8 protein-coding genes are annotated in these 12,143 nt (G+C 40.4%); 3 read left to right on the top strand and 5 right to left on the bottom strand.

All coding sequences use genetic code 11. The features are described from left to right. Positions 1 to 42: 42 nt before the first annotated feature. The gene (locus tag PaeCFBP13512_RS14340; protein WP_137223938.1) at positions 43 to 600 is read left to right on the top strand and encodes a guanylate kinase; all 558 of its coding nucleotides are present in this window, start codon (positions 43 to 45) and stop codon (positions 598 to 600) included. Between the two features lie 68 nt (positions 601 to 668). On the opposite strand, the gene PaeCFBP13512_RS14335 is transcribed toward PaeCFBP13512_RS14340, so the two are convergent. Both PaeCFBP13512_RS14335 and PaeCFBP13512_RS14330 read right to left on the bottom strand, forming a co-directional pair. After that, complete coding sequence (locus PaeCFBP13512_RS14335; protein ID WP_137223936.1) at positions 669 to 1,487, bottom strand: manganese catalase family protein; 819 nt, start codon at positions 1,485 to 1,487, stop codon at positions 669 to 671. A gap of 687 nt (positions 1,488 to 2,174) precedes the next feature. Further along, a complete protein-coding gene (locus PaeCFBP13512_RS14330) occupies positions 2,175 to 3,056 on the bottom strand; it encodes an NAD(P)-dependent oxidoreductase (protein ID WP_137223934.1) in 882 nt (293 codons plus the stop codon). Positions 3,057 to 3,334: 278 nt separating this feature from the next. On the opposite strand from PaeCFBP13512_RS14330, the gene PaeCFBP13512_RS14325 reads away from it, so the two are divergent. Next, positions 3,335 to 3,976 (top strand): NAD(P)-dependent oxidoreductase, encoded by a 642-nt coding sequence (locus PaeCFBP13512_RS14325; protein WP_069325754.1) that lies wholly within the window; start codon positions 3,335 to 3,337, stop codon positions 3,974 to 3,976. 218 nt (positions 3,977 to 4,194) lie between these two features. Beyond that, positions 4,195 to 5,394, top strand: coding sequence for an ROK family protein (locus PaeCFBP13512_RS14320; RefSeq protein ID WP_137223932.1), 1,200 nt, complete (start codon positions 4,195 to 4,197; stop codon positions 5,392 to 5,394). 76 nt (positions 5,395 to 5,470) lie between these two features. Here PaeCFBP13512_RS14320 and PaeCFBP13512_RS14315 read toward each other — a convergent pair whose 3' ends face one another. From PaeCFBP13512_RS14315 to PaeCFBP13512_RS14305, 3 genes are all read right to left on the bottom strand, one after another. Further along, on the bottom strand, positions 5,471 to 10,480 hold the full coding sequence (locus PaeCFBP13512_RS14315; protein WP_137223930.1) for a DUF4132 domain-containing protein: 5,010 nt from the start codon (positions 10,478 to 10,480) through the stop codon (positions 5,471 to 5,473). 18 nt (positions 10,481 to 10,498) lie between these two features. After that, positions 10,499 to 10,918 carry a hypothetical protein gene (locus PaeCFBP13512_RS14310; protein WP_137223928.1) on the bottom strand — a complete coding sequence of 140 codons (420 nt, stop codon included), beginning with the start codon at positions 10,916 to 10,918 and terminating at the stop codon, positions 10,499 to 10,501. Positions 10,919 to 11,174: 256 nt separating this feature from the next. Beyond that, positions 11,175 to 11,978, bottom strand: coding sequence for a VLRF1 family aeRF1-type release factor (locus PaeCFBP13512_RS14305; protein WP_069325750.1), 804 nt, complete (start codon positions 11,976 to 11,978; stop codon positions 11,175 to 11,177). Positions 11,979 to 12,143 lie beyond the last annotated feature (165 nt).

Raw genomic sequence — 12,143 nt, 5'->3', positions numbered from 1 at the left:
GATTTTACAGAAAATAAGAGTAAGTGTTGAAGGAGGATTGAAATGTCATTTTCAATCGTTGTTTTTCAGGGACCTAGTGCATCAGGTAAAAGCACATTACAAGCAAGACTGGGTGTACCCAAAATTGTAACATGGACATCCCGCCAACCTAGAGCGGGCGAACAAGATGGTGTTGATTACCATTTTGCGACTAGAGAGCAGATTGAACTCATGTTTCGTCAAGGATTGATGTTAGAAATGAGTGAATATCGCAATAACCTATATGGAACATCAATTAGCTCGATTGAAGATGCAGGCAAAGATGGACAGGTACGTTCAACTGTAATGGATGCACCCGGAGCCAAGCTAGTCAAAGACAAATGGGGCGACCGTGTATTGTTAATTGGTGTACTGGCCGATCGGGAGCAACTGGCAAAGCGATTATTTGATCGTAAAGTTAGTATTGCTGAACAGGAACAACGGCTACTTAGTTATGATCAAGAAAAATCAGCATTATCTGCATGTGATCTGATTATTCATAACTCGGAAGGACAATTACGTACAGCTGAAAAGGTGATCGACTTTATTCGTGAAGGCATCACTCATGCTACACGTCAATAAGTAGATAACAGATAAACAGAAAGCCCCAAAACCATTACTCATGATTTTGGAGCTTTCTATCAAAAAAATTATTTAAGGTTGTCTTCAGGCAATGAATTGTGAGATTGTGGCGGTGCCGGTTTTAGTTCTGGCTTCACGCTAAACGGTTCTGGCTTGCTGATTTTAAATTCATGACCATCTGGTGCTGGCCCGTTTATCCATTTCAGTTCTTTGCTACTTTCAGAATTCGTATAAAGAGTATGAGAAAATTCGGTTGCTTCCCATTCTGGCGGAAGCGTTCCAGGTACAATTGGACCTTCTTTTGCTTCTAGTTCTTTAATAGCCGCAAGCCACTGGTTTTGGTGCATGGTGTCGCGGGCTAATAAGAATGAAAACAAGTCTTTTACGCCTTTATCATCTGTCATGCTATAGAGACGGGCTACCTGCAAACGCCCTTGTGATTCTGCATTAACGTTGGCACGAAAATCAGCCAGCAAGTTTCCGCTTGCTACGATATATCCTGCGTTCCAAGGAACACCATTGCTATCTTTTGGAGAAGCGCCTAGACCGTGAACAATGGCGTGCTGAGGATTCATGCCGCCCATGATGGCTCCAACTATTGGATCACTTGCAGCTTTTTCCTGTTCATGAACAGGTGCCCCTTCAAGGAGTCTTGCCACCATCGTTGCGAGCATTTCAATATGCCCCAATTCCTCTGTTCCTGTATCCATCAGCAGATCTTTATATTTTTCGTTTCCTCTTGTACTCCACCCTTGGAATAAATATTGCATGGCAACTGACATTTCGCCGTATTGACCGCCGATCAGTTCCTGCACTTTTTTAGCAAAGACTGGATCTGGAGCATCCGGTTTTGCATGATATTGAAGTTCTCCTGTGCGAAAAAACATAAATAAAACCTCCAATTTGATTTTAGTTTTTATCCTTAGAGCTCACTTGCCTTTGTTCTTTGGAATGGCATTTTTTGGATGCCTACTATCATCATTAGAGTCACTTCTACTTGCATGGAGTTATCGATTTTTAGTATTCAAATGTGCAGGAACGGATTCATTTTCTACAACATTCTGTTACTGTTTTAGAGGGTTACCCATTCGCCTCAATCATTGATAACTCTGCAATTTATTTTTACCCAAATCATTCTTTTTAAAACCCATATTCTGTATTTTTTAGCTCATCTCAGCATTCTTTTTTATTGTTAGGTATGCTCCATAGATTCTACTCATATTTAATAATTCAAATAGAGCGTTCACAGATAAAAAGAGAAATTCGTCGTGAATAACACGGCTTCACCTTTTAGTGTTGTGCTATTAACACAGCTGTTACTTCTGGTAATAACTCATATATAAACGAAAATAAGCGCTCTTTTACTTATTACTCCTTTGGCTCCAACAATAAGATGATGTAGCTTACATCGTTTTCGAAATTCCAATCCAGCAAGATATCCTTTGTTTCAGCTACTCGTTTATAACCGAATATTGTAGCCATAGAAAAAAAACACCTCAGCATTGATTTACTGGTATTTTCATACCTGTTTTTCAACGAAAGGTGTTTTTACATATATCATGTATAACGCAAATTTATTCCGATTTCGGATGGCGTTCTTGCAATTCAAGCCAGATAGCAGCTAGATCGAGTTCACCTTTACCATTATTATTCGCTTCACGATACGTGCGATCAGCGGCTTCTGCAAGTGGCAATTGTAGGTTTAACCGCTTCGCTTCAGTAGTGAGTAAGCCCAAGTCTTTGGAAATTAGACTTAACATAAATGCCGCAGGGAATTCGTTATGGATAAACATCTCTTTTTTACCCGCTAATAGCGGAGTTGCTACAGCAGATTCACCGAACATTTCTAATACTTGTTCGCGTTGTAATCCAGAACGTTCAGCGATTAATAACGATTCTGCAATCGCTTGTGTAGAGATACCTAGCAATAAATTGATCGATAATTTGGCAGCACTACCGTTACCCACTTCACCGAAATGGATCGTTTTCTTCCCTAAAATATCAAAAAACGGTTGGCAAGCTTCGATCTCTGCCGTCTGACCGCCTGCGAGAATAACGAGAGTGCCTTGCTCTGCTGGCGCAACAGAACCAGATACCGGAGCATCGACATAGATTGCTCCTTGGGCTGATATCTGCTCGGCAAATTCTTTTGCTTCTTCTGGGCTGATCGTGCTCATATTGATCACATACGTACCTGCGCGAAGCTGACTCAGAATACCTTGTTCTCCGCTCAGCACATCGTCTATCGCTTCTTTTTTGGTCAGCATTATAAAGACGGCTTCTGCTTGAGCGATGGCTTCTACAGGGGAAGCGTATAGTGTTGCTCCTGCTTCGGCTAAAGGTTGAGCACGCTCTATTGTACGATTGTATACCTGTACGTTATATCCTTCTTTGAGCAAATTGTGAGCCATAGGCAAGCCCATATGACCTGTGCCGATCCACGCTATATTCTTCATTATTGCCACTCCTTTGATGAGTATAAAATGATCTAATCGTGATGCTGATTTGTTTAAAGCTATTCTTTTGATGGTACTCATGTATGAATACCCAAATGATGTTCAACTTATGCTTTATTATAAATGGTTCTTCTTTATCCGACCATAACAGTTGACATTATCGCAACCTGTAACTATAATTGTTACATGTAAGGGTAATGCATATTACAGCTTGATAGCTACACATATAGCAAGTACGTATTTCGTCGAATCATACACATTAAATGGAGGTTTTAGATATGAAAATCGCAGTTATTGGTGCAACAGGTAAAGCAGGATCATTGATCGTTGAAGAGGCTTTGAGCAGAGGACACGAAGTAACAGCAATCGTCCGTAACGCTTCTAAAGTACAACAAGATAAAGTGAATGTAGTTGAAAAAGAAGTATTGGATCTAACAACAGAAGATATCAAAGGCTATGATGTTGTAGTGAATGCATATGGTGCTCCGCAAGGACAAGAAGAATCTCATGTGACTGTAGGTCAATCGTTGATTGAGATTTTGAAAGGTGCTCCTGATACTCGTTTAATCGTAGTTGGTGGTGCAGGTAGCTTGTATGTAGATGATGCTCAATCAGTACGCTTAATCGATACACCAGACTTCCCGGAAGCTTACAAAGCAACCGCATCTAATCAAGGCAAAAACTTGGATGATTTGAAAGCATCTAGCGGTATCCAATGGACATTTTTAAGTCCTGCTGCCTTTTTTGATGCATCAGGTCCACGTACAGGTTCATACACAGCCGGTCAAGAAAAAATGATCGTTAATAATGAAGGCAACAGCTACATTAGCTATGCTGATTATGCGATTGCAATCGTAGACGAAGCAGAGCAAGCTGCACATGTGAACCAACGCTTTAGTGTAGTAGGCGAAGCGAAGTAATATTCTTTTCAAATAAAATAGATGTATGAAAATCTATAGATAGATTCAATCATCTGTACAATCACAAAAAACCTTTTTCCTAATCATAGGGAAGAGGTTTTTTGTGATTGTATTTCTCTATATTGATGCAACAAATACATAGCATTCCCTGTAAAAACCATATATAATAGGTGAAAAAACAATTCCGATCAGAATTGTAGGGAAAACGGTGGGATATTATGGGTAAGCATATCAAAGGCGTAACCTCCATCAAAAAAGCAGTCTATGACCGAATTGCGATGCAGGACGATATATCCAAAGCAGAAATTATGAATGAATTTCAGATGACTAGCAGTAGCCTTACTCGTCTGCTTGAAGAAATGACCAATGAAGGCTGGATTATGGAGTCTGGATTCGGTCAATCGACAGGTGGAAGACGACCGATTTTGTATCGGATCAATGCGAATTTTCGCTATATTTTTGGCTTAGATATTTCACGTATTTATTCCGTATTGGGGCTTTATGATATGCGGATGCAACCGTTAGCGATGGTGCGCTGGTCTATGGATGAGAGCATGACACCTGAGCGATTAGTCCAGCATGTACAGCAACAAGTAGAACAGATGTTATCTGAGCAAGGCATAGCCCATAACTTGGTGATCGGAATGGGTGTAGGTGCAGTAGGACCTCTTAGTCGTGAGCAAGGAAAAATACTTAATCCGCTTTACTTTGCAGCACCGGGTTGGAAAGACATTCCACTACGACGCTGGTTAGAAGAAGCGACAGGCTTATCAGTTACGCTTGAAAATGGAGCGAACACCGCACTTACAGGCGAGCACTGGATGGTGCGTGATGAACATATCCAACATATGTTGTATGTGCATGTTGGTACAGGTCTACGGTCTGCAATGATGTCTAATGGACACGTGGTGCATGGAGCAGTCGATATGGAAGGTTCGATCGGACAAATGATTATCCAGACGGATGGACCACGGCTTCATGGAACAGGTAATTATGGAGCTTTAGAAGCTTTTGCATCCGTACAAGCATTAGAACAACAAGTCCGTGCTCGTAGCAAAATGGGGCGTTCTGTGTGGGACAGTCAGGTCGCCGTGAAGCCAGAAGCAATTAATTTCACAACATTAGTGCAGTCGTTAGAAACAGGCAATGATCATATCAAAGAAATCTTTGCTCAATCAGCGGCGTATATGGGAATTGGATTAGCGAATCTAATCAATATTCTGCATCCGGAAAAGATTATTCTGGGTGGTGTGCTGATCAATTCACATGATCTGTTCTACAATACAGCGATTGCGGTCGCTGAGCAGAATATCTATTACTCCAATAGCTATCGACCTGTATTTTCAAAAGGATTGTTAGAAGAAAATGCAGTAGCTACTGGAGCCGCTGTTATGGTCTGGCACGAGATGGATCTGTAACAAACACGAGAACATACAAAAATAACCCCTAGCTTTCTTGGAAATATCTCAAGAAGATAGGGGTTATTTTTGATATTTATTGCGGTTTGAGTTGTGCTAGAATCTGTGGATCTTTGATCTTGTGATCTTGAGCAAGCATAACGATTTTAGATAAAATCTCTGCTGTTCTCGGATCTTCATCCATAAATGGTAAAAATAATCGTCCACGATGCTGAGAATGGACAGGGATAATATGCAGAGCACTAGCGGCTTGTTGATACACGATGGCACTACCTAGATGCACACTGTAATTCCCTAAACTTCCTTCAATACGAGCATGATTGCCTTCTACTTTTACATTGTCGATATGAAGTAGACGTAACGATTCTTCCACAATCACACGACGCATTTCGATCGTGGTTAAGCTACTTTCAGGATCAACACCACCTACATGAGCTACACTGACCACCAGATCCACATCACGCATGATTTCAGAGAAAATCAGTGGAGATACTTGATCAAAAGGCAACCGTTCATAGTTAGAACGATTATAAAATTGTACCGTTTCCAGTGTAGGTGCTTCTGTATCCGCAGGGGAGAACCAATCTGCTAGCGCATAGAGATTGGCAATAATATTTTCTTTGTAATAGACTTTCTGCAAGCCTTCTTCGTAACTGACAGTCCAACCTCTTCCACGTAGTAAAGCGACCGCTTTGTTCGGTTGAATCTGGTATCCAGCATAACGACGAGAAAGGTTACCACTAGCACGTTCATCTTCGTTAGGTAGATACAATTCACGGAATACTTGCTTGAACGGTTGACGTTGCTGACGCTCAAATAGATCCCGTTGATACAGACTCCATTGCCCACTTTCATACAGATGGACAGGGTGAGCAATAATCACTTGATCTTCTAATTGCAAAGGATGCTCGGTACCGTCTGGACTGCGCAACAGACTAGCTTCCCCATCAAGATAACCGAGTGCTTGATCTGCCTGTAATACCAATGTATTGACCAGTGGAGCAAGAACAGGATTATGTGATAATTTGATCAATTCATCTGCTGTAAAAGTAGTGCTGTTGGTCATCGAACGTTCCAATTCCTGACGGGCACGACGATATTGATCGGTTAGTTCGGATTTTACTTCTTTCAGACGAATAATATATTCATTTTTATTCAGACGTGCTGGAACCGATTTGAGTGGTTTCGCTTGCTTGATCGCTGTTAAGCTAGTCTGCCCTTCATGATCAATCACTAGCGAGACGTTCAGACCTTCTTCAATCGCGTGTGGTTCAAAATAAGCCAGTAAATCATCTAACTTGCGTGATTCCATATCCCATTGCAGACGGGTGACATCGGTATAACCAGCATTACGAGCCAGGTTATCCAGTGCGATTGCCGAGACCGCGCCTTCACTAGCACGACGCTGTGCACCGAACGTTTTACTTTGCTTGAGGAACAATTGAATAAATTCATACCGCTGACGAATATCAGCATCACGCTTGGTACCTGAAGCCAGTGGAATCAAGCTATAAGCAAGCAACTGATCTTTGTTACGCTTATCTGCTACAGACTGTTGAATCGATGCTAGATCAAGCTTACCAAGTACCGCATCGGCGAATAATTGACTGCGACGATGATTCGAGCCTGCTGAGATATATTTAGCACACTCATATAAGATATCAAATCGTTCTGTACCTAATTCATCATAGGCTTGACGGAACCAGACGATATCGAACGCACCATCATTGAACTCTTGTGGAGAGATCGGTGAATAATGTGCTACAATCGTTTCTTTTTCCGCTGAGAAAGTCTCATTAATATGGGCATGGAAATACCATGCTGCACTACGTAGACCTTTCCAACCTAGATGTTTGGCGATGATTTCGATCCATTGCGGAGCATACATCGCTGCTTCTAATAATTTCTTGTCATCTATCGGATATTGCTGAAGTAACGATTCTAATTTGTGCTCATCTTCTCCTTCTAAAGGATACGTGTTTTTGAGCAAATAACTGAATGTTTCTTTCTTCGTAATACTATTGCCATACCCGTAAATATATCCGCGTACAAACGTTTCTTTTTGCAGATTCGAAAGAATACGTACAAATACATCAGTGCCTTCTACACGTTCAATATTCATCGCCAGTGAAGTCACTTCAGTAACCAGTTCTCCACGACTAAGTTCAATTTCCAAAATGCGAGCAAGCACAGTATCACGAATCGGAATCATTTTAGGATATTCTTTTACATTAATATGAGTAGCATATCGAATATTCTGAGATGTTAATTCCCGAATAAACTGGCGACTGAGATCACTGCTCATAATTTTGGAATAGATTTCATTATCGCTGATTTTGCCCCACTCATAAGCACGTGCATAATCCGTTGTGCCCAGTAGACCATCCTGACCATAATAAAATTCCAATGTATAAAAGATATGGAACATTTGCATGGACGATTCTTGATCGTAGAGACGACTGCGCACTAACGAACGCCACGGTGAAATCAAAAATTTAAAGAGACCACTTTCTTCTTTTAACTTTTCTTGTGGGAATGTATAGATCATTGTAATCAGCGCATCCCGAACCATAGCGAAAGTAGCCTGTTTATCACTATCTTCCAAATAAGCTCGGATCAGCTCATCCAATTGTTGGCGATGAATCAGCTCATCTAATTGCTGACGATATGGAAGTGTTTGGTAGAATGTCTGTATTTCTAAGATTTGTTCTAACGGATAAATAGACTCGATAAATGTTTTTCGCCAACCTTCTAACAATCTATGTTTTCCGAGCTCCATATAATCCATTTGATCGATAAAATAGCTGTATAGATCATCTAAAGTTTGATCATACATTTCGGATTGGGTATACAGATACAACTGTATCATTCCTTCAACCGGAAGATCGCTTTGTTGTAAATAGTGTTGCCACACTTCAGGCAAAGGATATTGCTCTATTTGCAGAGTCTTACTATCTGCATTCGGATTTTGCCAATTCCCCCTGAGTCGATTACCAATTAACAGCGTTTCTTTATAACCACTATAGTATTCGACTGTATATTCATGATCTCGATGTTCATGTATTAGATCGTTTAATCCTTGTAGAAAATCGGTGATGCGCTTCAGTTCAATTGTAAATACATCACGTTGCAATAGGAAATCTGGATGTGCTGGTTTTTCTTTTAACCATTCATCCATCATTCGAGGATCAAATAATCCAAATCCATTGTTTTCATTGTATTTATCAGTTGATCCTAATTTATCAATCAAGACTTGTTCTTTGGCAGTTGGCTTGGCTATGGTATCTAGCAACGGTAATAAACGTTCATACTGTTCAGACCGTTCAGGTTTGCTTTGTAATTCACTGATCGTTTCTAAGCCAGCCAAACGTTGCAATTCGCTTTTACTTTGTATTAAACGATGAACTGTAGTGTCTAGTGAATCAACAGGTTGATTAAGAAGCAATTGAATCGCACCTTGACGCAATGAACCTGTTTTGAGTTTGAGTAGATTTTCGATATCTTGTAATTCCGTATCGTTCAATATAAGCTTATTAGCTTGTTTCAGAGCTAATTCACGATTAGACATACTTTTATCTGACAGTGAAGCAAATACAAACTGTCGTTGTTCCGGCATATCTGTATTTGAAAGATAATGTTGTAGTATGGTTCCACGTAGATCAGGGCTTAATTTATCTTTTAACTGTAAAATTTCACTGATCCATTGTTCATCCATATCATATGCAGCTAGATACAGCATTTTTTTGATAGGCAGATCAGCAGAATAGCTCACCTGTACAAAATCAAGCACGCTCGACTGGAATGAAATCTCACGTCCATTCAGACTTGAAAATAGATTGCGGAAATGTTCAAAGTCTTGTCTACGTACCTGTTTATCTTCTAACAAAGGAGTGCGAGGAACTACCAGTTGAAGTGCTGCCATATCGTGTATCGTTTCCCATGAGTAGTAGCATTCATAATCGTAGTTCACAAGTACCCAATAGCGGATTTCATCATCCTCTTCTGCCAGATGAGGTTGTGCAATACGTAGACGCAAATCTTTATTTTGACTATTACGAAGGACATAAAGCGCTACAATCTTCTGATAACGTGCTCCTGTATCCATTAGATGTTGAATCCGTTCATAGACATCTTGCTCTTCATGCACAGCAGTTGCCCACAGGCTTATATAGATATGATTAGCATTCTCACTGCTTAACCATTCTTCTCGTACGGAGCTGTCTGTTAATGCTTCATACGCTTGTGTGATGAGTTGCTTGGATAGGCGTGGATTGGTCGCTTCCAGATTAATACCTGTCCATGTGCCTAATGCACGCACGATAGAACTATAACGAATGAGATCATTTTCAATAATAGTACGCAGTAAAGTCATTGTGGCTTCCAAAGTACCTTCGTCCAGTTGCTCGACAATACTTTGACGTAGACCTTCTTGCAGACGAGCGGCTATCAGCAATTCGCTGATCATGTTGTATGCTTCCGGTTGATGACTCATCAGCATCCCTTCAATCATTGAGCGATCGAATAGAGCCGTCTGATTGTCTCCATAAATGATCTCATGCAAAGCTTTTTTCACTTCAGGTTGATCATGATCCCATGCGTAAGCGATATGAATAGCAATCGCTTCTTTTTGTACCCGGTAATCTTTGCTGAGCGGATAATCACGTTCAGTCAAATACGTATGCAGATCAAATTCATACGCATTTAGGAAAAAGAGAGAGATTAATTGAGATAAGATTGGTGCTATATGTAAAGAAATATCGGATGTGCGATAAGGACGGCGAGTATAACCAACACTATACGGGTACTCGGTTGCATGTTCTGTCACATAGCGGAAAAGATCAGCAGTAGCTTTATCGGATAAACGTTCCACAACTTCAATCAAAGGTTCAAAAGATACCGACTTGGTATCGGTTTTTACCCCTAATATCTGCTTCAGTTGATCCACTTCATCGTCACTGTTCGTGATATAAGTATGCTCATAGAGATGTACACAATACTGAGCGATCTGCTGCTGTTGTTCTGTCAGTTCAGCAGTCCTCTTCTTCAAATGTTCAAGATATTCATCATAATAATTGCGTTCACTCATGATTTGTAATCCCCTTTCTTACCATTGGCTTCCTGCAAGCATTGTAAAACGGATAAAAGCCACATCATCTCCATCAGTCAAATGAACTGCATCATCCAGATGATCGATTTCCTGTTCCCGAATAAATACTTTGTACAATCCATCTTCAAAAGCCAATAAAGCCGCTTCAATCGCCGTAGATTCATCGGGTGTACGATCATCGTGTATAACTCCAAAGCCTACTTTGCCGGCTTCTCCTTGTTCATTAACTTGATCAGGTGTTAAGTAGGAGAGTAGTGAAGAATGCTGTTGGCGCTCGGTAAATGCACGTACATTTTCTTTGACCACTTCGGTTAGAAAATCACGTAAGGTAGCCGGAGCAACAGGGATATCCAAAGGTTCGCGTGTCAGCGCATTTTTGCGTTTACCAAGACTTTTGACAGTAACATAGATACGCATAAGTGTATTTCCTCCTTGCTCTGGATCGTCATATATATACACAATAGATAAACGTTATATCTACGTTGTTAAAAGATGAAGTATCTTTTAAGTGTATACGAAATCCAACTGTTAAATCCACCATACCACAAAATTTAAATTAGAACAAATGTTCCTATTTTTATTTACTAAAAAAGCCCTCTATCGACGGCTTACAAACCACCAAATAGAGGGCTGTTATTTTCACTATCACATATCTTATTAACAGATTGTTATATTAGGATTGAAGCACGGCATAAGCTTCTTGTAACACTTCACGCGACTTCATATTATTTAAGTTTTTGGGAACAATATGAATAGACGTTGTAGTATGAAGAGCTTCTTTGACATGAGAAGCAGCAGCTTTTTCACCACTTAGAATAATTTCTTGCCACTGTTTTTCCTGTGCCATACGTTCGATAATAGGAGTTAAACGTTTGACCCAACGAGCTTGATCGACTTCCCAACGTTCTTTGTAATCTTCCCGCTGTTTGTTCACCGTTGACTTCAGATCACTTGTGCTCTGACTTGGACGTTCACGCCACTCATCATTAACAATATCCCATTCAAAGTAATACTCATTGTTAATCTCACAAAGTAAGCTGTCAATAATAGTCACTGAATCACTGCTTAATTGCACGATTCCAGCAGCAGGGCATTTGGAAGTGATCGCATGCAATTCTTCCAATCGTGGTTCAGCTTCGTAATAGAACGCATTGGATAATCCAACCTGTACTTTTTCACAAAAGAATAATCCACCTGATGAATCCGCTACGATAATCAGACCTTTTTTCATATCGTTCCGACTGTTTTCTACGCGTTCTTCGACTTTGGACTGTAGAGCAAGTAAGCTGTCTAAATGTCTACGTTCGTCACCGGCTTCAGTGTATTCAGCAAGCTTCTTAAAACCGTTCTTGAGGTGTAGCTTCCATTCCGGCTGGGTGTTGGCAGTTGGTTCGGTGTTCAGATAGATGGTCAAAAACCGTTCTGCTGCATGAGCAGAGTACTTCTGAAGTGCTTTCCAATTTTCCATAAATCCCATTAGTTTGTACCTCCTCAAAGAGAGTTCCTTTGTATTTACCCGTTCCCAGTTAAATTAAACACTAAATGGGAATTATGAGTCAAATTTCGCCTTCAAAATAGAGTCATATCAAGCAAATAGGAAGTATAATATGCAAGATTAGGAATAGGAAGTATTTACTAAAAG

This window comes from Paenibacillus sp. CFBP13512 (assembly GCF_005233705.1).
GTDB lineage: Bacteria > Bacillota > Bacilli > Paenibacillales > Paenibacillaceae > Saccharibacillus > Saccharibacillus nuruki.
This window is presented reverse-complemented; position numbering and strand designations above follow the sequence as displayed.